Below are 24652 nucleotides of genomic sequence, written 5' to 3' on the forward strand. Positions count from 1 at the left end.
GCCCGCGGAAAGGGGAAAGGAGACGGAGTCATGAACGACGATGCATCGTTGAAGGACAAGATCAAGCATACCTTGATCGGCAAGCCGAGGAGCATCAAGGACCCCACTCTTTTCCACAAGCTGGCCCTGATTCCCCTCCTGGCCTGGATCGGGCTTGGCGCGGACGGGCTGTCGTCCGCCTCCTATGGCCCTGAAGAAGCCTTCCGGACGCTCGGCTCCCACACCTATCTAGCCGTCTTCCTGGCCTTGGCTACGGCTTTCACCGTGTTCGTGATCTCCTATGCCTATAGCCGGATCATCGAGTATTTCCCCTCCGGCGGCGGGGGCTACATCGTCGCGACTCACACCCTGGGCGAGAAAGCGGGTGTTGTCTCCGGGGCCGCCCTGCTCGTCGACTACATGCTGACGATCACTGTTTCGATCGTCTCCTGCGGCGACGCCATGTTCAGCTTCTTCCCTGCCGGATGGCGGCCGTACAAGCTCGAGTTCGAGCTTATCGCCATCCTTTTTCTTGTCATCCTCAACCTGCGCGGAATTCGCGAGTCCGTCACCTTCCTGGCCCCCATCTTCATGATTTTCGTCCTGACCCATCTGCTTATGATCGGCTACGGCGTTCTCTCCCATATCGGCCAGATCGGCCCCGTCACACACCAGATCCGATCGGACTTCCGAACGGGACTCCTGACACTTGGCGGCGGAGGAATGTTCTTCTTGTTCTTGCGAGCTTTCTCGATGGGAGGCGGCACGTTCACCGGGATCGAAGCCGTCTCGAACGGACTCCAGATCCTGCGCGAACCCCGGGTCCAAACGGGCAAGAAGACGATGATCTACATGGCGGCGTCGCTGGCCTTCACGGCCGGCGGCATCCTGCTCTGCTATCTGCTCCTAAAGGTCGTGCCGATGCCCGGCCAGACGCTCAACGCCGTCCTGGCCGGCAAGGTCTTCGGGGCCTGGTCGTTCGGAGGCATCCTGGCCGTCATCACCATCTTCTCGGAGGGCGCCCTCCTGCTCGTTGCCGCTCAGACCGGATTCGTCGACGGCCCCCGGGTCATGGCCAACATGGCCGCGGACTACTGGTTCCCGCACCGCTTCGCATCGCTCTCCGACCGCTTCACCATCCAGAACGGCGTCCTGCTCATGGGCGGCGCGGCGGCGCTTCTGCTTGTGTATTCCAAGGGCAAGATCTCGACCCTGGTGGTCATGTATTCCATCAACGTCTTCCTGACGTTTACCCTCTCGGAAACGGGCATGTCGCGGTTCTTTATCAAGAATCGCAAGATCGAGCACCATTGGAAAAAGCACCTGCCCGTCCATTTGACCGGGTTGACCGTCTGCCTGACCGTTCTCGTCATCACGACGATCGAAAAATTCGCCCTGGGCGGCTGGCTGACCCTGTTCATCACCTCGCTCGTCATCGGTCTCTGCTACCTGACCAAAGCCCACTACAATAAGGTCCGCGGCGGCGTCCGCGAGATGGACGATTTGCTGACCGCCATCCCGACCCGGGGCCCGGTCAACACCTCGGCCCCGGATCCCGCCGCCAAGACCGCCATCCAGCTGGTCAACGGCTACAACGGCTTCGGCATCCACACCTTCCTGTCCATCAACCGGGAGTTCGCCGGGCTCTATCGCAATTTCATCTTCGTCTCGGTTGGCGAGGTCGATATCAGCTCATTCAAGGGCGCCGACGCGGTCTCCTGCCTGGAGGGATCCACCTGCGAAGCCCTGGCCAAGTACGTGGACTTGGCGCGGCGGATGGGCTTTGCGGCCGATTCCAAGGTCGAGCTGGGGACGGACATCGTCCAGACCGCCAGCCGGCTGGTCGAGTCCGTGGTCAAGCAGTATCCCAAGTCGACCGTGTTCGCAGGCCAATCGGTCTTCCGCCAGTCCGGCATCATCCACCGTCTCCTCCACAACGAGACGGCCTTCGCCATCCAGCAGGAGCTTCGCTGGCGGGGCATCACCACGGTCATCCTGCCCATCCGGATCAACATCTAGGGGAGGCGCATCCCGCCGCCACTATTCGTTGACTTGGCTAAGCTCTTCCGTTATAACGGAATGGACAAGAGATCATAGCCATCATGTGGGAAATGCCGGAGATCGGGTTCAAGCACATCGCCTTCGAGGGCGTCTTCCGCTCCGGCAAAACCCGTCTCGCGAATATCCTCGGCCAGCGGCTGGAGGCCAAGATCGTGGCCGACAAGGCCGAAAATCCCTATCTCAAGGACTTCTACGACGAGAAGGACGGGGCCGCGTTCCTGTCCCAGCTCGTCTTCCTGGTGACGCGCTATCACCAGCAGGCGGGCCTTCTGCAAAGGGACTTATTCGAGGACCGGATCGTCTGCGATTACATCTTCGAGAAGGACAAGATCTTCGCTTACCAGACGCTGTCGGACGACGAGCTTCTGGTCTATGAAAAAATCTACGGCGTCCTGGCCGAACGGGTTCCCAAGCCGGACCTGGTCGTCTATCTTCAGATCTCGATCCCGACGCTTCTCCGCCGGATCGCCCGCGAGGGGACGCCCCTGGAGAAGAACATCAGTGAGAAATTCCTGGAGGACCTGGTCGAAGCCTTCGATTTCTTCTTCTTCAACTACCAGGCCACCCCGCTGCTCGTCGTCAAGTCGGATGAGCTCGACCTGGCCTCGGAGAGCGATCTGCGGGACATCATCGACCAGATCGCCCAGATGAAGCGGACGCCGCTGTTCTATGTGCCGCAGAGTTTCGCGGCCAAAGACCTTAAGAAGCGCTGATCGGTCCGCTCGCCGAGGGCCATCGGATCAAATCGTTGAAATAACCGACCGCAGCCGGGCTTCGTCCTCGAGAAACGCCTTGAGCTCGGCCATGAAGCGGGCCGCCTCCGCCCCGTCGGTGACCCGGTGATCGAACGACAGGCAGAGGGGGAGCGTCGCGACGACTTCGGGCCGACCATTCCGGGCCCGAACCCTGTCGCCGAGGCGCATCGTGGCCAGGATGGCCGTCTCCGGGTAATTGATGATCGGGGTGGCCGCCTCGCCGCCCAAGACGCCGACATTCGTGATCGAGAACGAGCCGCCCTTGAGGTCGGCCAGGTCGAGGGAGCGGGCCCGAGCGGCCGCCGCCAGCCGGGCGATCTCGGCCGCGATCTCCAGGACGGGCTTTTGATCGGCGAACTTGACGACGGGCACGACGAGGCCGTCGGGGACGTCGACGGCGATCCCGATGTTGTAGTATTTCTTGAGGACGATCTCCTCCTCCGCATCGTCCATCCAGGCATTGAGCGTCGGGTGGAGGGCCAGAGCCGCGACGACGGCCTTGACGATAAGGGGCAGATAGGTCAGCTTGACGCCCCGGGCTTCGGCCTCGGGACGAAGGGACTCCCGCAACCGGATCAAGACGGTCGCGTCGGCTTCGTCGATATGGGTGACGTGGGCCGCGGTGGACACGGATTGGGCCATGCGCCGGGCGGTGGCTCGGCGGATGCCGCGCAGCGGGATCCGCTCGAGCTCGCCGAAGAAGTCAAATTTGGTTTTGATTTTTATGGCCGGGCGGGGCGCGGCTGCGACGGCCGCGGCTGCGGCCGCTCGGACATCATCTTCGCTCGTCCTGCCTTGGGGGCCGGTCGGCCGGATGGCGGCCAGATCCAGACCCAGGTCGCGGGCCAGCTTCCGGACCAGGGGAGTGGCCAGAATTTCGCCGGCCGGCAGCGGAGCGGAGGCAGGGGCCGCGGGCGCGCGGGAAGCGGCCGGGGCGGTCGAAGCGCTCGGCGGAAGCGACGGCTCCGGCACGGGTTCGCCGGGCGCTCCGATGGTGACAAGAGGAGCGCCGACTTTGATCAAGGCCTTCTCCCCGGCGTGGATCTTGAGAACCGTGCCGGCGAAGGGCGATGGCATTTCCACGACGGCCTTGTCCGTCTCGATCTCCGCCAACGGCTGATCGATCCGGATCGTGTCGCCCTCGGCGACCAGCCAGCGGACAACCTCTCCTTCGCTGATGCCTTCGCCGACATCCGGAAAGCGGAAAGTTTGAGCCATGTTTAGAACTCCATCAGCCGCGTGATTCCGGCCCCGATCCGGCCGGCGTCGACGTAATAGGCGGCTTCGGACTTGGCCAGCGGCACGGTGATGTCGGGGGCGGTAACGCGCAGCACGGGCGCCTTGAGATGAAGCAGGGCGCTCTCCGCCAGCAGAGCCGCGATTTCCGCGCCCGCGCCGAAGGCCCGCGGGGCCTCATGCACGATCAGGGCTCGACCGGTCTTGCGGACGGACGCGAGGACCGCCTCCTCATCCATCGGGCTGAGGGTGCGAAGGTCGATGACCTCCGCCGAGTGGCCGGCCGCGGCGGCTTCTTCGGCGGCTTGCAGCGAGATCGGGATCATGGCTCCCCAAGCCAGAATGGTCAAGTCGGCGCCGGGCCGGACGATCCGAGCCCGCCGTAGGGGAATCTCATACGCTGCCTCGGGGACTTCCTCCTTGCCGGCGCGATAGAGCCGGGTCGGTTCGAGGAAGAGAACCGGGTCTTCGGACCGGATCGAGGCTAGCAAAAGGCCCTTGGCTTCAACGGGCGAAGACGGGACGACGACGGTCAGGCCCGGGATCTGGCAAAAGAGGGCTTCGGTGCTTTCGGAATGGTGCTCCAGGGCGCCGACGCCGGCGCCGTAAGGTGTCCGGATGACGATCGGCGCGCCGAAGCGCCCCCGGGTCCGGTTGCGAAGGCGGGCGGCATGCGACACGATCTGGTTGAAAGCCGGGTAGATGAATCCCAGGAACTGGATCTCGGCCACGGGCTTGAGGCCCAGGGCGGCCATGCCGATGGCCGCGCCGACGAGGCCGGATTCGGCCAGCGGCGTATCCATGACGCGATCGGTTCCAAATCGCTCCGACAGGCCTTCCGTGGCCCGGAAGACTCCGCCGTCCGGCCCGATGTCCTCGCCCAGAAGGACGACCCGCTCGTCGGCGGCCAGGGCTTGGGCCAAGGCCTGATTGATCGCCTGGACCATGTTCAGATTCATCGGGCGCCGCCAAGCTGCATTTTTCGTTCGGCTAGTTGTGCCGCCAGCCGGGCGGGTATCTCCTTGTAGGTGAAAACGAAGAGGTCCTCGAGCGAAGCGGGCGGCGTTTTTTCGGCCTCCGCTACCGCCGCTTCGATCCGCGCCCCCGTCTCGGCTCCCAAACGGCCCTCGAAATCCTGGTCCCAATACCCTTGGGCCGCGAGGTAGGCGCGGAAGCGGGCCAGCGGGTCGCGTCGCTCCCAGGTCTCGACTTCTTCCCGGGACCGATAGCGCGAAGCGTCGTCGGAAGTGGTGTGATGGCTCATCCGGTAAGTGAAGGCCTCGATCAGGGTCGGCCCGCCGCCGGATCGGGCCCGATCGAGTGCCTCCCGGACGGCGGCGATCATGGCCAGCACGTCGTTGCCGTCCACGGCCAGGCCGGGAAAGCCGTAAGCGGCCGCCTTCTGGGCGATCGAGGCCGACGCCGTCTGGCGGCTGATCGGGGTCGAGATCGCCCATTGGTTGTTATAGCAGACGAAGACGACCGGGGCCCGATGAACGCCGGCGAAGTTAAGGCCTTCGTGAAAGTCGCCTTCCGAGGTGGCGCCGTCGCCGAAGGTCGTTAGAACCGCCAAGGGTTTGCCGAGATGCTTCGCGGCCAGCGCGGCTCCGACGGCTTGCGGAATCTGCGAAGCCACGGGGATGGCGAAGGGGAAGAGGTTGAGGCCGTCCGGGGTTCGGAATCCGGCCTCGTTGCCCATCCAATAGTGGTAATAGGTCGCCAGCGGATAGCCGACCGTGAGGTAGAGGCCCATATCCCGAAAATAGGGGAAGGCCCAGTCTTCGGCCCGCAGTCCAAAGGCGCTCCCGACCTGGCAGGCTTCGTGGCCGAGGCTGGAAGCGAACGTGCCCAGCCGCCCCTGCCGCTGCAGGAGCAGCGCTTTCCGGTCGGCTTCGCGCGTCAGAATCATGAGGGCGAGGACCCGCCTCAGATCGTCCGGCGTCAGAGCCGGCAGAAGATCCGGCCGCAGGACTCGACCGTCCGGGTCCAGGATGCCCACCCGTTCGCCCCTGGCGGCATCGAATGCGTCAGTCAGCATGGTTTCAGCGGGCGGCCCAGGCCTTGAGGGTGTCGTAAGGGACTTCGCCGCACAAGGCGTCCTCGGTTTCGGTGTTGACGAAGGCCGGCACCCGGAGCTGGCCGCCGCATTTGGGAGCCAGGATCGCCTTGAACGAACGCATCCGATCGGCGTTGGCCTCGTCGTGCCAGACTTCCTGCTTGTCGATCGTGACGCCTATATCGGCCATGAGACGGTCGACGATGGGCATCATGGTCCGGCAGTGTGGGCATTCGCGGCCGTGGAACATGATCAGCTTGGACATGGGTCACCTCTTTTTAAAGAGTCCGCACCAGCATTCGCCGGCATCGATCCCGCGGTAGGTCTCGTGGGCGGTGAAGAAGCAGGGGCAGACGAGCTTGAGATCTTCCTGGAATTCCTTGGTCCGCAGGCGGCAGGGGCAGTATTTAAGGCCGTGATTGGCGGCATTGCCGAACAGGCCCTCGAGCAGGAGATCCACCCGGGCCCGGTCGCGATTGACCTCGAACTCCTGGCCTGCGGCGAAGGCCTCGATCGACCGCCGGAACTCCTCAGGGGAGAACTCGCCCGCGTCCGAGGGCCCGACCGAGGCCTGGCCTTCGCCGGGGCCCCAGCCCTGAACGGCCCGGGCTTCGCGGGCCGAGACGCGGACGAAGGGCCTGGCCACTCCGCAGGTGGGACAAACGCCCGGCGGCTTGACGCCGTAGTGGATGTCGTTGCAAACAAAGCAGCGCCAGAAGGACTTCAAGGGACCCTCCTTAAAACAGTCGATCGATGTTGAATCCGATGCGGAAGTCGCCGTCGCGGAGCCGCAAATCGCCTCCCGGCAGGCGCTGGGCGGAGGCGATGCCGGCCGCGTTCAGGGCGAAGAACTGGAAGACGTGGCCGCCGATCTTCTTCTCGATCCCCACAGCCCAGCCGTCGGCCGCATCGGCGTAGCCGGACAGAACGGGGGTCCATTCGCCGAAGAGGGAGAGATCGCCGGCGATCCGCCAACGGCCGCCCAGGCCGAGGGCGAGAGTGCCGCGGCGCAAGCCGGTGGTCAAATCGGTGTTGCCCGCATAAGAAGGGACGACTAGTAGGGACAAGCGGCCGTTCAGCGCGCGCGAGAAGGACACGGAGGCCAGCCAGCGGATGTTGTCGCCGGCCAGCAGGCTGCGCCCAGGAGTCTTTTGCGTCAGCAGCGAGACGCCGCCGCGCAGGACCAGGCCGAAGGGCGCTCCGGCGGCCTGATCGAGGGCCCGGTAGGCCAGTCCGGTCTCGACTTCGCGGAGCAGATTGGATCGGCCCAGGGTCAGGGTCCAGCGATCGGTCAGGCCGTAGCCGACCCCGAGCATGATCGAAGCCGGCCCATCCAGGCCGAGAAAGCTCCCCTCGCTTCCGGTCAAGCTGTTCATGAAGCGGTGCGCGATCCGGAACAGGAACCGGCCCCGCTCGAGGGTCTCGGCGGTCGGCAGCCCGGCCAGGCTCAAGCCCCAGAAAGCCGGTCGCTCAAGGTTTTTTTTTTGCCCGGCCGCGGCGGCGGCGGGGACGGTTTTAGACTTCAAGGAGCCGAGCCAGTCGGCGATGGTTTTGATATCGGGCTCGGCCAGCGGTTCCCGGCCGAGCGGCATGCGCTTGCCTTCGATCCCGGCCGATCCCTTGATTTTCATCAGCCAATAGCTTTTTTCGGGCGAGGCGGGATCGATGATCTTGTACTCGGGGTTGGATTGGCTGGGGCGGTCGAAAGCCGGTAAGGCGGCCTCGGACGGCTCCAGGCTCATTCCCGCCGCCGGGTACCGCCCCGTGTGGCAGCCCGCGGCCAAACAATGACCCTTGACGATTCTCTCGACGGAGGCCGGGAAAAAGGCCGTTTGGGCTAGGGCCAAACCGACCCCGAAAGCCAGCCCGACGGCCGCCGCCGCCAGCCGATGGGTTAAGTGGGTCCGCATCATGATCCTCTTCCGCCGCGGATCCTGGAAGGCTCCCCGTCCAAAAGGCCCGCAGCCGCCGCCTAAAACCGATTAATTCGATCGGTTTTTATTTAGAATAGGCCGCCCGGCCTCGAATGTCAATCCCTTCAGAGGCGGCGAAGATAAGCGACGAGCGCGGCCGTCTCGGCCTCGCGAAGCGCCGCGAAGGGGGGCATGGACCGGAAAGGCTTCCGCAGCTGCAGCCGGACGTTTTCCTCGGTGGCCGGCCTGCCGCTGACGGGCAGCGTCGCGCTGCGAAAAAGACCGGCCAGCGCGGGTCCGCCGCGCGTGCCGGCGCCGTCGGACCCATGGCAGCCCGCGCACAGTCCGGAGAAAATCTCGCGGCCCGTTTCGGCCGGGCCGACGGCGGGAATCGACGGCGATCCCTCCCGGCGGCCTCCGGCCCGCGATCCGCCGAGGACCTCGAAGCCTAGGGACGCGAGGACGACCACAAAAGCCGTCCCGGCGATAAAAAGGCCGAGCGGGGGAGCCCAGCGCAGCATCGGACGGAAGATCTTAACGATGCCGATCTTGGCCAGGACAAGAGCGCCGAGGACCAGGGCCAGATGCCAATGCAGGACGGCCCGCAGGGGGAGGGCGTCTCCGGCCCGCGAGAGGAGCATGGCGCCCAGGAGGGTGTTCAGAAAGAGGCAGGCGGCGAACGTCCGTCCGGCCCAGGCGTGGATGCGGCGCAGCAGGACGGGATTCTTGGCCGGGATCGGCCGGCCGGTGAGCAGGAGCATGGATCCGGCGGCCACGGCGCCGGCCAGGATGAGGATTGAGGCGAAAACGATCTTGAGGATGGGGATCACGGCTTGCTCCGGGTGCCGGCCCTATTCCAATCGATAGTTCGGCGCTTCCTTGGTGATCGTCACGTCGTGGACGTGGCTTTCCTTGAGTCCGGCGGCGGAGATCTTGATGAACCTGGCTTTTTCGCGCATCTCCTCGATCGTCCGGCAGCCGGCGTAGCCCATGCCGGAGCGGAGTCCTCCAACGACCATGTGCAGGATCGAAGCGACGGGGCCCTTGGTCGGAACCATGCCCTCGATGCCTTCCGGGACGAGCTTGGTCTCGGGAGCCGCGGCATCCCGGAAATACCGGTCGAGGCTCTTGCCTTCGCGCATGACTTCGAGCGAGCCCATGCCGCGGTAGATCTTATAGGAGCGTCCCTGGTACATGACGGCCTCGCCGGGCGCCTCGTCGGTGCCGGCCAGCATGTTGCCGAGCATGACCGAGCTGGCTCCGGCGGCGATGGCCTTGGCCACGTCGCCGGAAGACTTGACGCCGCCGTCGGCGATGATCGGGATGTCCTTCTCCCGGGCCGCCCGGGCGACGTCGGCGATGGCTGTGATCTGCGGCACGCCGCAGCCGCTGACCACACGGGTGGTGCAGATCGAGCCGGGGCCGACGCCCACCTTGACCGCGTCGACACCCCGGTCGATGAGATCGCGGGCGGCTTCGGCGGTGCCGATGTTGCCGGCGATGAGCTCCTGTTCGGGAAATTCGGCCCGCAGCCGCTCGACCATTTTCAGAACCCGCTCCTGATGGCCGTGAGCGGTGTCCACGATGATGACGTCGACTTTGGCGGCGACCAGAGCCCGGGCTCGGTCCAGGGCGTCTTCGCCCGTGCCGATCGCGGCTCCCACCCGGAGCCGGCCCAAGGCGTCTTTGGCCGAGTTGGGGTACTGGATGCGCTTGAGGATGTCCTTGTAGGTGATCATCCCCTTGAGCCGGCGGCCCTCGTCTATAACCAAAATCTTCTCGATCTTGTGCTTGTGGAAGAGGACTTCGGCCTCGGCGAGCGAGGTGCCGACCGGGACCGTGACCAGCTCCCGGGTCATGACCTGGGCGATGGGCATGTTCCAGCGGGTCTCGAAGCGGATATCCCGGTTGGTCAGGATGCCGACCAGAGTGTTGGCCCCGTCTGTGATCGGGAGGCCGGAGATGCGGTACTTCTGCATCACGTCCCGGGCGGCGCCGATGAGGTCGGTCGGCCGCATGCTGATCGGGTCGTGGATCATCCCGCTCTCGTGCCGCTTGACCTTGTCGACCTCGTCGGCCTGGGCCTCGACGGTCATGTTGCGGTGGACGATGCCGAGGCCGCCGTTCTGGGCCATGGCGATGGCCATGGCCGACTTGGTCACAGTGTCCATGGCCGCGCTGACGATGGGCGCCCGCAGCTCGATGCGGCGGCTGAGACGGCTGGCGACGTCGGTCTCGGCCGGCACGACGGAGGAGGCGGCAGGGAGGATGAGGACGTCGTCGAAGGTCAGGCCTTCCTTGATCGGGTGCTCCAGCATGTCGCCTCCTTCCGCGGGCTCTCGGGCCCGGCGGTCACTTCTGCCGTTTCCGGCCCGGGATCGAGGCCCGGGCCTGGCGGGCCTTGCCCGGGCTCGCGGTTCCCGGGCGGGCCGCCTCGGGCTGGCCGGCTGTTCCGGGCTGGCCGTAGACGCGAGGCGATTCGCGCCTCTCGGGGGCACGGATTTCCTCGGTCTCGCTGACCGGCTGGAAGTGGAACAGGGCCCGGATGGTCTCCTCTTCGACCCGGTCCAGCATGGCCTGGAACATATCGAAGCCTTCCTTCTTATATTCGACCAGCGGGTCGCGCTGGCCGTAGCCGCGGAGCCCGATGCCCTCTTTGAGGTAGTCCATGCCCAGAAGATGGTCCTTCCACTGGGTGTCGATGACGTGCAGCAGGATGATCCGCTCGAACTCGCGCATCCGCTCCTGGCCGAGCAGGCGCTCCTTGTCCTCGTAGGCCGCGATCAGCCGCGTTTGCAGCGCTTCGTGAAGGTCCTCAAAGGTGATGGCCGCCCAATCCAGGCCGATCTCGTCCACGTCGACCCCAAACTGGGCTCCGATCGCGGCCCGCAGGGCGGAGCGATCCCACTCTTCGGGAGCCTTGTCCTTGTTGGCGTGCTCGTCCAGCATCCAGTCGAGGATCTGATCGACGAGCTCCATGACGTAATCGCGCTGCGGCTTGCCGCCGAGGATCTCCAGCCGTTGCCGGTAGACCGTGGTGCGCTGCTTGTTCATGACGTCGTCGTACTCGAGGAGGTGTTTGCGGATCGAGAAGTTGTGGCCCTCGACCTGCTTCTGGGCCCGCTCAATGGCCCGGCTGACCATGGCATGCTCGATCGGAACGCCTTCGCCCATGCCGAAGCGGGCCATCAGCCCGGACAGACGGTCCGAGCCGAAGATCCGCATCAGGTCGTCTTCCAGGCTGAGGAAAAAGCGGGACGAGCCGGGATCGCCCTGACGGCCGGCCCGGCCGCGCAGCTGGTTGTCGATACGCCGGGCCTCGTGGCGCTCGGTGCCCGTGATGTGCAGGCCGCCCTGCCCAACCACCCTGGCGTGTTCCTCTTCGGTCACTCGGCGGGCCGCCTGCAGGGCCTTGTCCCATTGCTCCGGCGTCGCCTTGGCCGGGTCGAGCCCGGATTTGCGCATCTGGTCGCGGGCCAGCGTCTCGGGGTTGCCGCCGAGCAGGATGTCGACGCCTCGGCCGGCCATGTTGGTGGCGATGGTCACGGCCCCGGCCCGGCCGGCCTGGGCGATGATGCCGGCCTCCTGCTCGTGGTACTTGGCGTTAAGGACGATGTGCTTGACGCCCTGTTTACGGAGCAGGGTGCTGAGATGCTCGGACTTCTCGATCGAGGTCGTGCCGACCAGGACCGGCCGGCCGGCCGCCTGGATCTCGGTGATCTCCTTGATCACCGCTTCCCACTTCTCGCGGGCGGTCCGGAAGATGACGTCGGGGTTCTCGATCCGAACCAGAGGCACGTTGGTCGGAATCTCCATGACCCCCAAGCCGTAGATGTGGCGGAACTCGTCCGCTTCGGTGGCCGCCGTTCCGGTCATGCCGGACAGCTTGGCGTACATCCGGAAGTAGTTCTGGAAGGTGATCGAGGCCAGGGTCTGGTATTCCTGCTCGATCTTGACCCGCTCCTTGGCCTCCAGGGCCTGGTGCAGTCCGTCGCTGTAGCGGCGGCCGGGCATCAAGCGCCCCGTGAACTCGTCGACGATGACGACTTTCTCGTCCTTGACCATGTAGTCGACGTCGCGCTTGAACAGATAGTGAGCCTTGAGGGCCTGGTTGATGTGGTGGACGAGATCCATGTGGACCAGGTCGTAGAGGTTGGACACGCGCAGGAAGCGCTCGGATTCGGCGACGCCTTCTTCGATCAGGGAGACAGCCCGGGCCTTCTCGTCGATCTTGAAATGGACCTCGGGCTTGAAGCGGCGGACCAAGGTGTCGATCTTGAAGTACAGCTCGGTCGACTCCTCGGTCGGGCCGCTGATGATAAGCGGCGTGCGGGCCTCATCGATCAGGATTGAATCGACCTCGTCGACGATGGCGTAGTTGAACGGCCGCTGGACAAGATCCTCCAGCCGGAACTTCATGTTGTCGCGCAGGTAATCGAACCCGAACTCGTTGTTCGTGCCGTAGGTGATGTCGGAGGCGTAGGCGGCGCGCCGGTCGGCGTCCGGCATGTCGTGCTGGATGGTGCCGACGCTGAGGCCGAGGAAGCGATAGACGGGGCCCATCCATTCCGTATCGCGCTTGGCCAGGTAGTCGTTGACCGTGACGATGTGGACGCCCTTGCGCTCAAGGGAGTTGAGGTAGGCGGGCAGGGTGGCGACCAGGGTTTTGCCCTCGCCCGTCTTCATCTCGGCGATGCGGCCGCCGTGCAAGACGGCTCCGCCGATGAGCTGGACGTCGAAGTGGCGCATGCCCAGAACCCGGCGCGAGGCCTCCCGGACGACGGCGAAGGCCTCGGGCAGGAGGTCGTCCAGGGGCGTGCCCTGGCTCAAGCGATCGCGGAATTCGCCTGTTTTCGCGCGCAGGGCTTCGTCGGGCAAGGCTTGCAGTCGGGCCTCGAAGGCGCCCACGGCCGGGACGATCGGCAGGACCTTTTTGATGGCCCGGTCGTTCTCCGTCCCGAATATTTTGCCGAAAAGAGTCTTAACCATTGATTACTTATACCGGATTGGCCCCGAAGTTGTCAATTTCGGCCGGAACCGCCGCCCCAAATAATCGTTGCGCCCGGCCTCGGCTTTGTGTTATCTTGTCCGTCACTTTAAATTTTCGACTCCACGCAGGAGGGATTCACATGAGTCAAGACGGCATCCATCTCTTCACCTCGGAATCGGTGACCAACGGGCATCCGGACAAGGTGTGCGATCAGGTCTCCGATGCGATCCTGGACGATTTACTGGCCCAAGACCCCAACAGCCGGGTCGCCTGCGAGACGCTGGCCACGACCGGCATGGTCCTTATCGCCGGCGAGATCACCACCCTCGGCTACTGCGATTTCCAGAAAGTGGTCCGCGAGACGGTTCGCGACATCGGCTATACCCGGGCCCATTACGGGTTCGATCACGAAACCTGCTGCGTCCTGTCTTCGATTCATGAGCAGTCCCCGGACATCGCCCAGGGTGTGGACGAGAGCGAAAGCCACGAACAAGGGGCCGGCGACCAGGGCCTGATGTTCGGGTTCGCCTGCCGCGAAACCGAAGAGCTCATGCCCATGCCCATCCTGTTGGCCCATAAGCTCGTGCGCCGCTTGAGCGACGTCCGGCGCCTGGGCGTCCTGAAGTACCTCCGGCCCGACGGCAAGTCCCAGGTCACGATCGAGTACGAGGGCGACATCCCGCGGCGAGTCGAGGCCGTGGTCATTGCCGCCCAGCACGACGCCGAGGTTAAGATGGAAGACCTGCGGCACGACATCCGCCGCCTCGTCATCGACGAGGTCGTCCCGATCGCGATGATGGATAAGAACACGAAGTTCTTCATCAACGGCACCGGCCGCTTCGAACTGGGCGGCCCGATCGCCGACACGGGGTTGACCGGCCGCAAGATCATCGTCGATACCTACGGCGGCGTCGGCAGCCATGGCGGCGGCTGCTTCTCGGGCAAAGACCCCTCCAAGGTCGACCGGTCCGGTTCGTACATGGCCCGCTACGTGGCCAAGAACGTCGTCGCCGCCGGCCTGGCCGACAAGGTCGAGATCCAGATTGCTTACGCCATCGGCATCGCCGAGCCGGTCTCCCTGATGCTCGACACCTTCGGCACGGCCAAGATCACCGAAGACAAAATCAAGGAGCTCATCCGGGCCCACTTCCCGCTGACCCCCAAGGGCATGATCAAGCACCTCGAGCTCAAGCGCCCGATCTACCGCAAGACGGCCGCCTTCGGCCACTTCGGCCGGACCGAGCCCGAGTTCACCTGGGAGCGGACCGATCTGGCCGCCGTCCTCCGGCGCGAGGCGGGGCTGTAAGCCCCCCGGTCCGCCGATTTCGTCAAGGAGCGCTCGCATGGAATTCGACGTCAAGGACTTGAAGCTCGCCGAGAAGGGCCGCCTCCGCATGGAATGGTCGGCCCGGTTTATGCCGGTTCTGCGGTCCATCAAAGCCCAGTTCGCCAAGGACAAGCCCCTCAAGGGTATCCGGATCGCGGCCTGCCTGCACGTCACCACCGAGACCGGAAATCTGATCGAGACGCTCAAGGCCGGCGGAGCCGACGTCCGTCTGACCGCCTCCAATCCGCTCAGCACCCAGGACGACCTGGCCGCGACCCTGGTCAAGCACCACAAGATCCCCGTCTTCGCCATCAAGGGCGAGGACCACAAGACCTACTATAAGCACATCCACCAGTCTCTCGGCCACGCTCCCCACATCACCATGGACGACGGGGCGGACCTGGTCACGATCCTGCATACCAAGCGCCAGGAGTTGCTCAAGCACATCATCGGCGGCACCGAGGAGACGACGACCGGGGTCATCCGGCTGAAGAGCATGGCCAAACACGGCGTGCTGCGCTACCCGATCATCGCCGTCAACGACGCCGAGACCAAGCATTTCTTCGATAACCGCTACGGCACCGGCCAAAGCACCCTCGACGGCATTCTCCGGGCCACCAACGTCCTGCTGGCCGGCCAGCACTTCGTCATCGCCGGTTACGGCTGGTGCGGGCGCGGCTTGGCCATGCGGGCCCAGGGCGCCGGGGCCCGGGTCATCGTCACTGAGATCGATCCGATCAAGGCCATCGAAGCGCTGATGGACGGCTACGACGTCCTGCCGATGGACGAGGCGGCCAAGATCGGCGACATCTTCGTCACGGTCACGGGCAACAAGTCCGTCGTCGCGGCCCGCCACTTCAAAGCCATGAAGGACGGGGCTGTCGTGGCCAACTCCGGCCATTTCAATGTCGAGGTCGACCTCAAGGCCCTCGAGGCCATGGCCGTGGCCAAGCGCCAAGTCCGGGACTTCGTCCAGGAATACACCCTGCCCAACAAGCGCAAGGTCTTCATCCTGGGGGAGGGGCGGCTGATCAACCTGGCCGCGGCCGAAGGCCACCCGGCCATGGTCATGGATATGAGCTTCGCTAACCAGGCTCTCAGCGTCCTGCACCTGGTCAAGAACGCGGCCAAGCTGGGCAAGGCGGTCTATTCGGTCCCCAAGGTCATCGACGCCGAGATCGCCCGCCTCAAGCTGGGCACGATGGGCGTTCGGATCGACAAGCTGACGCCCGAGCAGAAGAGCTACCTGGCCGAATGGCAGGAAGGGACCTGATCGGCGCGCCTAGCGGTTCTCGATTCGCTTGAGCGTCTCGTCGACCCTTTTTTTAAGCTCCGCATCTCCCGCCTGGGCCGGCGTCCGCTCACGCAGGCGGCGCTGGATCGAGGTCAACATCGACCGGGCCCGGGCAAAATCCTCTTTTTTGGTGTAGACGATGGCCAGGTTGAATTCGACGTTGAGCTCGCCCGGGACGAGCTTCATGGCGGCCTCATAGCTGGCGGTCGCCTCATCCAGGCGGTTGAGAGATTCCAGGATCAGGCCCTGAAGGTTGAACGCCAGGAGGGACTTGGCGTTCTTGCGCAGCGACTTGGCCGCGTATTCCAGAGCCGCCTCGGGGTTGTTCCGTTGAAACTCGATCTTGGCCAGGTTGAAGCTGGCGTTGTAGTTTTCGTCCAGAGCGAAGGCCTTGCGGTATTCCGCCTCGGCCTTCTCGATCTGGCCGCTTTCCTGCAGGGCCGTGGCCAGGTTGTTGTGCCCGTCCGAAAAGTCGGGGGCGATCGCGACGCACTTTTCCAAGGCCGCGACGGCAGCCGGCAGATTGCCTTTGATCATGTGGGCCAAGCCCAGGAGATTGAGCGACTGGTAGTGCCGGGGGGCGAGGACCAGGGCCTGATTGAGGTAGGGGAAGGCGTAGTCGGTCAGGCCCGCGTTCATGCAGACCACGGCTTTCTCGTATTGGTATTGGGGGTCCTTCTCCCGCTGAGCCGTCAGGGACCTTTGGGATTGAGCGCAGGCGGCCAAGAGGGCGGCCATCAGGAAGATCAGGACGGCGGATTTCGATTTCATCGGAGACCTCATGTTCTTATTGTAGCCCGGAGGACGGGGCGGTTCAATCGGGTGGGACTCATTCGTCCTTGAGCCCGCGCGACATCAGATCGCCGAGGGCCCGGCGGGGATCCTTGCGCCGGACTAAGATCGCATAGACCTGCTCGGTGATCGGCATCTCGATGCCTTCGCGCCGGGCCAAATGGTAAGCCGAGACGGTGGTCGGAATGCCCTCGGCTACCATGCGCATGTCGGCCACGATTTCGGCCAGCCGGCGGCCCGCCCCGAGCTCCAGCCCGACTCGCCGGTTGCGGCTGAGATGGCCGGTGCAGGTCAGGACCAGGTCTCCCATGCCGGCCAGGCCGGCGAAGGTTTTGCGCTGAGCCCCCATGTGCAAGCCCAGTCGGCCGATCTCGGCCAGTCCCCGCGTCACAAGCGAAGCCCGCGAATTGTGGCCGAAGCGCAGGGCGTCGGAGATGCCGGCTGCGATGGCGATGACGTTCTTCAGAGCGCCGGCCAGCTCCACCCCCACGACGTCCCGCGTTGTGTAGACCCTCAGGCTCAGGCTGGACAGAAGGCCCTGCAGGCGGTGGGCCAGATCGGATTCGTCGGAGGCTAAAACCAACGCGGTCGGGTGGCCCTCGGCCACCTCCTTGGAGAAGCTGGGGCCGGAGAGGACGGCCAGCGGGCGTTCTGTTGGCCCGAAGCAATCGGCCATGACTTCGGTCATCCGCTTGAGCGTCGACTTTTCGATCCCCTTGGTCAGGCTGATCAGGGCTTGGCCGGGCTGCAGCCGGCCGGCCAGATGGCCGAAGACGCGGCGGCAGAACTGGGAGGGGACGGCGATGAAGACGTATTCCGCTCCGGCCAGGGCTTCCTCATAGTCGTCGTGAAAAGTGACGTCGGCCGGAAACCTGTAGCCGGGGAGAAAGACGGAATTCTCGCGATCGCGCCGAGCGGCCAGGAAGATATCCGGCTCGCGAATCCAGAGCCGGGTCGGATACCCGAGGCGGCCGAGATAGAGGGCGAAAGCGGAACCCCAGCTGCCGCCGCCGATGACGCAGGCTTTCATCGAATGGTCCTTCCCTGGGCGCCGAGCTTCAACTCCCGCCCCGCCAGCAGGCGGCGGATGTTCGCGGCGTGACGGACGAGAATAATGAGCACGATCGGGACGCTCCAGGCCGCGACGGACGGCGCGACGCCGGAGAGGAGGGCGAATCCCGGAAAGGCGGCCGCAGCCAGGATGGAGCCCAGGGAAACATAGTGGGTGGCGGCGACGACGGCGGCGAAGAGAGCCAGGCTGGCCGCCGCAGGCAAGGGCGCCAGAGCGGCCATGGCCCCCGCGGCCGTAGCGACGCCTTTACCGCCCCGGAAGCCGATATAAACGGGGTAGCAATGGCCCAGCACGGCCAGGGAGGCGGCTTGGGCGGAGAAGGCCGGATCGCGGAAGAGCTGGAGCGCCACATAAGCGGGGATAGCCCCCTTCACGAGATCGATGACGGCCACCGGCAGCGCCGCCCGCCAGCCGCCGACGCGAAGCACATTGGTGGCTCCCGTGGCGCCGCTTCCCAGCGATCGGATGTCGCGCCGGGTGCGGGATCGGATCAGGAGATAGCCCGTGGGGAAAGCCCCCAGCAGGTAGGAAGCGGCGGCGAAGCCCAGACGGGCAGCCGCGGGAGTCATGGCAGAGGGTACTCCGCGAGGATGCCGTAGCTTGCTCCGGCCGGCTGGAGGCGGCTCTCGAACAGAGTGACTTGGCCGGCCGTCATCTGGCCGAAAGTGGAGTACTTGTGGCGCTCGAGCTCGTCCAGGACGTCGTGCAGGCGAAGAGCCGTCCGGACCCGGCCCAGGGTCAGATGGGGATGGAAGGGATGGCTTTCAGGGATGAAGCCGTGCTTGGCCATCTCGAAGTCGATCTCGCGATGCAGGTTCATCAGGGTCGGCTGTTCGAAGACGCCGGCCCAGAGGACGCGGATGAACTTGGAGTTCGGAGGGAAATACCCAGTCCCCTTGAGCACGAGCGGGAACGACTTCTGGGAGCTGACGACTCCGGCGAGGCTCTCCTTCACCGCGGCCAGCTTGGCCTCGGGGATCTCGCCCAGGAATTTGAGGGTCAGGTGGAGGCCGTCCGGGCCGGACCAGCTGACGTCCTTCTCGTTGATCTTCTTAAGGCGTTTGATGAACTCGGCCAAGTTCGCCTTCAGGTCCGGCTCGAGGTCGATGGCGATGAACGTGCGCATGGCGCGACTCCTTCAAGCGATTCCCGCGAGCCGCCGCCGCAGACGGTCGAGCGCTCTCTGACTGGCTTGGAACTTGACCGCCTCGCGGCGGCCCGGAAAGACATGCCGCTCCACCGCAACGCCGTCCGGGCCGGCCAGGGCGATGTAGACAAGCCCGACGGGCTTGTCCGGCGAGCCTCCTCCGGGTCCGGCGATGCCGGTCAACGCCAAGCCCCAATCGGCCTCCATTCGGCTCCGGGCGCCGGAGGCCATGGCTAGGGCCACAGCGGGGCTGACCGCGCCCTCGGCGGCGATCAACGCGGGCTCGACGCCGAGGTCGCGGGCTTTGGCGGCGTTGCCGTAGGCGACAAACCCGCCCAGGAAGACCCGCGAGCTGCCGGGCACGTTGGTCAAGCGGTGGGCGACAAGCCCGCCGGTGCACGATTCGGCCGTGGCGAGGGTCGCACCCGCGTCGGCGAGAAGTCCGACGACGACCGCTTCCAGATCGGCGCCTTCGCCGCCGTAGATGAAGGTCCCAAGCCGATCCCGGAGCGCCGCGGCCAGGGCTTCGGCCAAGGCTGCCGCCTGCTCAGCGCTTTCGGGCGATACGGCCGTGATGTGCAGGTCGACCCGTCCGGGGGAGGCCAGAACCGTCAGCCTCCGGCGTTCGTCCGCCGGGTAAAGATCCGCGATTCGGGCTTCGAGATCGGATTCGCCGAGTCCGGTCGTCCGGATCATGAGTCGCGAAGCATGCTGGAAGCTCCGGGCCTTGAGGCGGGGCCAGACCCCGCTTTCGAAGACGCCGTTCAGCTCGTGGGGCGGTCCCGGCAGCAGCGCCAGGATCTTTCCGTCCGCCTCGATCCATTGCCCGGGCGCAGTCCCGTTGGCGTTCGGCAGGACTTCGGCGCCTTCGACGATCCAGGCTTGGCGGAGGTTGGGCTCGGACATCGGACGGCCGAGCTTCTGGAAGCGCGCCTCGATCCCGGCTGCCAGATCCGACCGGAAGACCAGCCTGCGCCCAAGGGCCGCCGCCGCGGATTCCCGAGTCCGATCATCTCCGGTCGGGCCCAGTCCGCCGCCGACCAGAACGAGGTCGGCGAAGGCCAACGCCTGCCGCAGGCTAACCTCCAAGTCCGGACCCTGATCGCCCACGATCGTTCGCCGGGCCACCGACAATCCCAGATCGCTCAACCGCTCGGTCAGATAAAGCGAGTTCGTGTCCGCGAACCGGGTCGACAGCAGCTCCGAACCGACGGCGACAATTTCAATGTTCATAGCGCCAGCAGGAGAAGACGGAGGATGGCCAGCGAGGCCAGGCCGGCCGCGACATCGTCGGCCATGATGCCCCAGCCGCCGGGCAGCGCTTCGAGGCGCCGGATACCGAAAGGCTTGAGGATGTCGAAGCCCCGGAAAAGGAGGAAGCCGACGAGAAGGGGAAGCCAGCCCGGAGGGGCGGCGAAGAGCGCCAGCCACTGTCCGACGACTTCGTCGATCACGATCAGGCGAGGGTCCTTGAGCCCGAGCGATCGGGCCGTCGATCCCGCTGCGGCGATACCGAGAAAGAACACGGCGGCGATGACGGCTCCCCGAAGCGGGTCGCTGAGCCGAGCCAATAAAAGGGCATGGATCAGAACCGCGATCAAGCTGGCGAAAGTGCCCGGGGCGAACGGAAAGAGGCCCGCGCCCAGACAAGTGGAAAAGACTTTGCTGACTCTCATTTCCAAGCTTCGATCTGGAGGCCGCGGTGATCGGCCCCGTATTCAGCGGGCGGGCCCTTGGGGGGCTATCCGGCCGTGCAAATCATACACGTCCGCGTGGGTGATTTCAACCGCGGCGATGGGGTTCGCGGCTTCTGTCCAATCCGCGGGCCGCTCGACGAGGACGACTCCGTCCACTTCGGGCGCCTGGCTCCGCGTCCGGCCGACGAGGAGACGCCCGCTCTTTTCCCAGGGGCCTTCGATCAGGACCTCCTCGGTCCGGCCGACGGATCGGGCCAGAAGGCGGGCGGAGATTTCCGCCTGGATTTCGAGGATCCGATCGCGGCGTCTCTCTTTGACCACCTGGGGCACCGGATCGCCCCAATCGAAAGCCGGAGTGCCTTTTTCGCGCGAATAGGTGAACACCCCCAGATGATCGAAGGCGGCTTCGCGGACGAAGGCCTGGAGCCGCTCGAACTCCCGCCGCCCCTCGCCGGGAAACCCAACGATGACCGAGGTCCGGACGGCGGCTCCGGGCAGGCGGGTCCGGATCCTGTCCAGGAGGCGGAGGGCCCGGGCCGCAGCAAAGGTCCGCCGCATCCGTTTGACCACCGCCGGGTCGGCATGTTGAAAGGGGATATCGAGGTAACGACAGACCTTGGGGTGGGACATCGCTTCGAGCAGGGCGTCGCTGGTCTCCTCGGGATACCCGTATAGGAACCGGATCCGGGCCAGGCCCTCGACGCGGGCCAGCCCGCCGAGAAGGCCGGCCAGCCCTTCGGCCCGGCCCCGGTCTCGGCCGAAGTAGGTGGTGTCCTGCGAGATCAGAACGATTTCGCGCATGCCGCGGTCGGCCAAATCCGCGGCTTCGCGCAGGATCGACACGGCCGGCCTCGAGCGGTAGGGCCCTTTGATGGCGGGAATGGCGCAGAACGCGCACTCATGGGAACACCCCTCGGAGACCTTGAGGTAAGCCCAGCCCCGGGGCGTCGAGAGGACGCGCGGCGAATCGTGCCCGTAGAGAAAGGTGCGTTCACCGGGCCGGAAGCTCTCGCCGCGGACGACGGCGACGATCTTGTCGAAGTCGCGGACCCCGATCCAGGCGTCCACTTCCGGATAGCGACCGCGCAAGGCCGGACCCGATCTCTCCGCATAACAACCGGTCACGATGACCCGGCCGCCTCGCCGACGCTTCCGCTCCACGGCCTCGCCGATGGCGCCGTCGGCCTCGTCCCGGGAGGGGCCGATAAAACCGCAGGTGTTGAGGATGACCACGTCGGCCAGGTCGGGATCGGAGACAAAGCGATAACCGGCCCGATCGAGGAAGCCCAGCATGACTTCGCTGTCGACGAGGTTCTTGGCGCAGCCGAAAGTGATCAAGGCGACCGCGGGGCTCTTCATGGCCGTCGTCCGATCTCTCCGTTCAGGGATAGATCCGATAGAGGAGCCTCGGAAAGGGGATTGTCTCGCGGATATGCTTGATGCCGCACATCCAGGACACCATCCGCTCCACACCCATGCCGAAGCCGGCGTGGGGGCAGGATCCGTACTTCCGCAGGTCGATGTACCATTGATAGGCTTCGCGCGGCAGGTCGTGTTCGCGGATTCTCTGCTCCAGGAGCTCGGGATCGTGGATGCGCTGGCCGCCGCCGATGATCTCGCCGTAGCCCTCGGGGGCCATGAAGTCGACCCCCAGGGCCAAGTCCGGCCGGGCCGCGTCAGGCTGCATGTAGAACGCCTTGATGGCGGCCGGGAAGTGAGTGATCAGGACGGGGTTGGCCGAGAGGCCGGAAAGAATCGTCTCCTCGGGAGCGCCGAAATCATCGCCGTACGCCATCGCCGAGCCCTTCTCCTGGAGCCGGGGCAGGATGTCGTCGTAAGTAAAGCGGGGGAAGGGACCGGCCACGGCCTCGAGCGGCTTGGGATTCCGCTCGAGCGTCTCCAGCTCGGCCCGGCGGCGGGTGAGGACCCGGTCGATGATGAACAGGATCAAGTCCGTGCCCAAGCCGATGGTGTCTTCCAGGTCGGCGAAAGCGACTTCGGGCTCGACCATCCAGAACTCGATCAGGTGGCGGCGGGTTTTGGATTTTTCGGCCCGGAAGGCGGGGCCGAAGCAATAAACCTTGCCGAAGGCGGCCGCCGTGGCCTCGTTGTAGAGCTGGCCGCTCTGGCTGAGATAGGCGGCCTGGTCGAAATATTTCGTTTCGAAGAGGGTCGTCGTCCCCTCGCAAGCGCTGGGCGTCAGGATGGGCGTGTCCATCAGCCGGAAGCCCCGATCGTCAAAGAAGTTGCGAATGGCCTTGACGACCTCGGCCCGGACCTGCAAAACGGCGTGCTGCTTGCTCGACCGCAGCCACAGGTGGCGATGCTCCATCAGGAACGGGGTGGAGTGCTCCTTGGGCGTGATCGGATAGTCTTTGGCGATCTGGACGATCTCGATCTCGGACAGGCTCAGCTCGTGCCCGCCGGGCGCCCGCTTGTCTTCCCGAACGCGGCCCCGGACGATGAGCGAAGACTCTTGGGTCAGCGAGTCGAACTGGGCGAAAAGCGGATTCGTCTCATCCTTGCTGAAGGCGGTGGCCTGGATGATCCCGGTCCCGTCCCGGACTAGGATGAAGCGGACCTTGCCCATGGAGGTCTTGTTGTAGACCCAGCCGCGGATCTCGACGTCCTGGTCCTTGTAAGCGGCGATATCCTCGACATAGACCCATTTCATGGCACTAATCCTTGGGAGAAAGTCAGTCCATTATAGGCAATCCCGGACCCGGAAAGCAATAAACCCGGCGGCGCCGTGCGGCGGCGCAAGGGGACGGTTTGACGGCCGGGCCGAGTTGGATTAACGTGAGCCCATGGCCGAACCCAAGCCGTTCCTTCCGGTTAAACCGGTGTGCGGGATCATCGCGGCCTCCGACGAGGCGTTCCGCGAGGCGGAAGCCGGCTTGGAAGGCCTTTTGGGCCTAGTCCAGGCCCGCAGCCCGCGCTTCGCGTTCTCCTTGACGGATTACTATGTCGCGGAGATGGGGCCCGGACTGAAGCGGGGGTTCTTAAGCTTCGCCGGGCTCATCGAGCCCCAGCGCCTGGCCGGACTCAAGCTGGCCACCAACGCGCTGGAGGGCGAGATTCGGCGGCGCTTCGCTTCGGGCCTTCGCCCCGTCAACCTCGACCCGGGATATCTGACCAAGGCTGCCTTGATCATGGCCACGGCCAAGGATTTTTCGCACCGGGTTCCCTTGGCCGACGGCATCTACGCCCACCTTGAATTCCTGTTCGCTCGGAACGGCGGCATCCGGTGCCTGGATTGGACCTACCCCGACTTCCTGCAGACCGGCTATAAGGCTTTCTTCCTGGAAGTGAGGCGGCGCTATCTCGAGGAACTCAGGAAGACCCCGGGCGCGGTTTAAGAGATTTTCAAGCGGGGCGAAGGCGCTCAGCCAGGCGGCGGATCGTCTCCGGGGCCGTGCCGCAGCAACCGCCCAGATACGCGACGCCCTCGGCGGCAACCGCAGCCATGTCCGCCGCGAACTCGTCCGCGGTCTGGGCGTAGCGCAGGCCGCCGTCGCCCTCGATCTCGGGCCGGCCCGCGTTCGGCTGGATGACGAGCGGCCGGGCCGTCTCCGCGCGCAGTTCCCGGGCCAAGCCGATCATGTCGGCCGAGGTCAGGGTGCAGTTGGCGCCGATCGCCGCCGCGCCGTTTTTCTCGAGCTCCACCGCAGCCGCGTCCAGCCGATCGCCCATCATAGTGAAGTAGCCGCGCCGGGTTTTATTGTAGGTCAGGGTGACGAAGACCGGGACCCCGAGGACGGCGCTTCGGGCTCCGCGCAGGGCGGCCAACGCCTCCCGCAAGTCGAACATCGTTTCGACGATCAGGAAGTCGACGCCGCCTTCGGCCAAGGCCAAGGCTTGTTCGGCGTATCCGGCTTCAAATTCCCGATCGGTATACTCGCCTTGCGGCTTGAGCAGCCGGCCGGTCGGGCCCAGGCTGCCGGCGACGAAGCGGCCCGGGGGGCGGACCGAAACCGCATTCCGGGCCGCTTGGCGGTTCAGCTCCACGGCCCGATCCCGCAGCCCATAAGCTTCGAGCTTGAGCGGGTGGCCGCCGAAGGAATTGGTCGAGACGGCGTCCGATCCGGCTGCGAAATAATCGGCATGGACGCCGGCGACCGCGTCGGGTCGCTCGACGTTCCAGATCTCGGGGCAGAGGCCCAGAGGGATGCCCCGCTTCATCAACTCGGTACCCAGGCCTCCGTCGAGGAGGACGGTTCTCGTTGCGGCCAGCTCAAGAATGGGTACGGTCATGGCGGTTATTCCTCGAGCGCTTTGGGATCCGGGATATTATCGGGCCGGGCCGCAAAAAAAACAAGACCGCGGAGGCGAG

At 65.3% G+C, this 24652-nt stretch carries 23 protein-coding genes; 5 read left to right on the top strand and 18 right to left on the bottom strand.

The annotated features are described in order from the left end of the window. Positions 1 to 30: 30 nt before the first annotated feature. The gene (locus NTZ26_14405; protein ID MCX6561691.1) at positions 31 to 1998 is read left to right on the top strand and encodes an APC family permease; all 1968 of its coding nucleotides are present in this window, start codon (positions 31 to 33) and stop codon (positions 1996 to 1998) included. Positions 1999 to 2081: 83 nt separating this feature from the next. Beyond that, the gene (locus NTZ26_14410; protein MCX6561692.1) at positions 2082 to 2753 is read left to right on the top strand and encodes a deoxynucleoside kinase; all 672 of its coding nucleotides are present in this window, start codon (positions 2082 to 2084) and stop codon (positions 2751 to 2753) included. Between the two features lie 27 nt (positions 2754 to 2780). Here NTZ26_14410 and NTZ26_14415 read toward each other — a convergent pair whose 3' ends face one another. The 9 genes from NTZ26_14415 to secA form a co-directional block, all read right to left on the bottom strand. Then, the gene (locus tag NTZ26_14415) at positions 2781 to 4013 is read right to left on the bottom strand and encodes a dihydrolipoamide acetyltransferase family protein (GenBank protein MCX6561693.1); all 1233 of its coding nucleotides are present in this window, start codon (positions 4011 to 4013) and stop codon (positions 2781 to 2783) included. Between the two features lie 2 nt (positions 4014 to 4015). Then, positions 4016 to 4990, bottom strand: coding sequence for an alpha-ketoacid dehydrogenase subunit beta (locus tag NTZ26_14420; protein ID MCX6561694.1), 975 nt, complete (start codon positions 4988 to 4990; stop codon positions 4016 to 4018). Continuing rightward, positions 4987 to 6069, bottom strand: coding sequence for a pyruvate dehydrogenase (acetyl-transferring) E1 component subunit alpha (pdhA, locus tag NTZ26_14425; GenBank protein MCX6561695.1), 1083 nt, complete (start codon positions 6067 to 6069; stop codon positions 4987 to 4989). The genes NTZ26_14420 and pdhA overlap by 4 nt, the downstream gene beginning before the upstream one ends. Positions 6070 to 6073: 4 nt before the next feature. Beyond that, positions 6074 to 6352, bottom strand: coding sequence for a hypothetical protein (locus tag NTZ26_14430; GenBank protein MCX6561696.1), 279 nt, complete (start codon positions 6350 to 6352; stop codon positions 6074 to 6076). A gap of 3 nt (positions 6353 to 6355) precedes the next feature. Further along, positions 6356 to 6814 (bottom strand): hypothetical protein, encoded by a 459-nt coding sequence (locus tag NTZ26_14435; protein ID MCX6561697.1) that lies wholly within the window; start codon positions 6812 to 6814, stop codon positions 6356 to 6358. A gap of 10 nt (positions 6815 to 6824) precedes the next feature. Beyond that, positions 6825 to 8000: a DUF5777 family beta-barrel protein gene (locus NTZ26_14440; GenBank protein MCX6561698.1), complete on the bottom strand. Its 1176-nt coding sequence runs from the start codon at positions 7998 to 8000 to the stop codon at positions 6825 to 6827. 125 nt (positions 8001 to 8125) lie between these two features. Then, positions 8126 to 8830 (bottom strand): cytochrome c, encoded by a 705-nt coding sequence (locus NTZ26_14445; GenBank protein ID MCX6561699.1) that lies wholly within the window; start codon positions 8828 to 8830, stop codon positions 8126 to 8128. Between the two features lie 21 nt (positions 8831 to 8851). Beyond that, on the bottom strand, positions 8852 to 10318 hold the full coding sequence (gene guaB / locus NTZ26_14450) for an IMP dehydrogenase (GenBank protein MCX6561700.1): 1467 nt from the start codon (positions 10316 to 10318) through the stop codon (positions 8852 to 8854). Between the two features lie 34 nt (positions 10319 to 10352). Next, positions 10353 to 12989 (bottom strand): preprotein translocase subunit SecA, encoded by a 2637-nt coding sequence (gene secA / locus NTZ26_14455; protein ID MCX6561701.1) that lies wholly within the window; start codon positions 12987 to 12989, stop codon positions 10353 to 10355. Between the two features lie 140 nt (positions 12990 to 13129). Between secA and metK the strand changes: the two genes are divergently transcribed. Together metK and ahcY are read left to right on the top strand one after the other, a co-directional pair. Beyond that, on the top strand, positions 13130 to 14296 hold the full coding sequence (gene metK / locus NTZ26_14460) for a methionine adenosyltransferase (GenBank protein ID MCX6561702.1): 1167 nt from the start codon (positions 13130 to 13132) through the stop codon (positions 14294 to 14296). A 37-nt stretch (positions 14297 to 14333) separates the two neighbouring features. After that, positions 14334 to 15590 carry an adenosylhomocysteinase gene (ahcY, locus tag NTZ26_14465; protein MCX6561703.1) on the top strand — a complete coding sequence of 419 codons (1257 nt, stop codon included), beginning with the start codon at positions 14334 to 14336 and terminating at the stop codon, positions 15588 to 15590. A gap of 9 nt (positions 15591 to 15599) precedes the next feature. On the opposite strand, the gene NTZ26_14470 is transcribed toward ahcY, so the two are convergent. Genes NTZ26_14470 through asnS form a run of 8 tightly spaced genes read right to left on the bottom strand, consistent with a single transcriptional unit; the run spans position 15600 to position 22993 of the window. After that, positions 15600 to 16382 carry a tetratricopeptide repeat protein gene (locus tag NTZ26_14470; protein ID MCX6561704.1) on the bottom strand — a complete coding sequence of 261 codons (783 nt, stop codon included), beginning with the start codon at positions 16380 to 16382 and terminating at the stop codon, positions 15600 to 15602. Positions 16383 to 16440: 58 nt separating this feature from the next. Then, positions 16441 to 17433 (bottom strand): NAD(P)-dependent glycerol-3-phosphate dehydrogenase, encoded by a 993-nt coding sequence (locus NTZ26_14475; protein MCX6561705.1) that lies wholly within the window; start codon positions 17431 to 17433, stop codon positions 16441 to 16443. After that, the gene (gene plsY, locus NTZ26_14480) at positions 17430 to 18044 is read right to left on the bottom strand and encodes a glycerol-3-phosphate 1-O-acyltransferase PlsY (GenBank protein MCX6561706.1); all 615 of its coding nucleotides are present in this window, start codon (positions 18042 to 18044) and stop codon (positions 17430 to 17432) included. Before plsY ends, NTZ26_14475 begins: the two co-directional genes overlap by 4 nt. Continuing rightward, positions 18041 to 18601, bottom strand: a complete 561-nt coding sequence (gene thpR / locus NTZ26_14485; protein ID MCX6561707.1) for an RNA 2',3'-cyclic phosphodiesterase — start codon at positions 18599 to 18601, stop codon at positions 18041 to 18043. Before thpR ends, plsY begins: the two co-directional genes overlap by 4 nt. Positions 18602 to 18613: 12 nt before the next feature. Then, entirely contained in the window at positions 18614 to 19855 is a 1242-nt protein-coding gene (locus NTZ26_14490; GenBank protein ID MCX6561708.1) for a competence/damage-inducible protein A, read from the bottom strand. Then, positions 19852 to 20298 (bottom strand): phosphatidylglycerophosphatase A, encoded by a 447-nt coding sequence (locus NTZ26_14495; GenBank protein MCX6561709.1) that lies wholly within the window; start codon positions 20296 to 20298, stop codon positions 19852 to 19854. The genes NTZ26_14490 and NTZ26_14495 overlap by 4 nt, the downstream gene beginning before the upstream one ends. Positions 20299 to 20340: 42 nt before the next feature. Next, complete coding sequence (gene rimO, locus NTZ26_14500; protein MCX6561710.1) at positions 20341 to 21678, bottom strand: 30S ribosomal protein S12 methylthiotransferase RimO; 1338 nt, start codon at positions 21676 to 21678, stop codon at positions 20341 to 20343. A 22-nt stretch (positions 21679 to 21700) separates the two neighbouring features. Continuing rightward, positions 21701 to 22993, bottom strand: coding sequence for an asparagine--tRNA ligase (asnS, locus tag NTZ26_14505; GenBank protein ID MCX6561711.1), 1293 nt, complete (start codon positions 22991 to 22993; stop codon positions 21701 to 21703). 133 nt (positions 22994 to 23126) lie between these two features. On the opposite strand from asnS, the gene NTZ26_14510 reads away from it, so the two are divergent. Further along, on the top strand, positions 23127 to 23678 hold the full coding sequence (locus NTZ26_14510; GenBank protein MCX6561712.1) for a DUF4416 family protein: 552 nt from the start codon (positions 23127 to 23129) through the stop codon (positions 23676 to 23678). Positions 23679 to 23685: 7 nt separating this feature from the next. Here NTZ26_14510 and NTZ26_14515 read toward each other — a convergent pair whose 3' ends face one another. Next, the gene (locus NTZ26_14515; protein MCX6561713.1) at positions 23686 to 24573 is read right to left on the bottom strand and encodes a homocysteine S-methyltransferase family protein; all 888 of its coding nucleotides are present in this window, start codon (positions 24571 to 24573) and stop codon (positions 23686 to 23688) included. Between the last annotated feature and the right edge of the window lie 79 nt (positions 24574 to 24652).

Source organism: Candidatus Aminicenantes bacterium (genome assembly GCA_026393855.1).
In the GTDB taxonomy this organism is placed as follows: domain Bacteria; phylum Acidobacteriota; class Aminicenantia; order Aminicenantales; family UBA4085; genus UBA4085.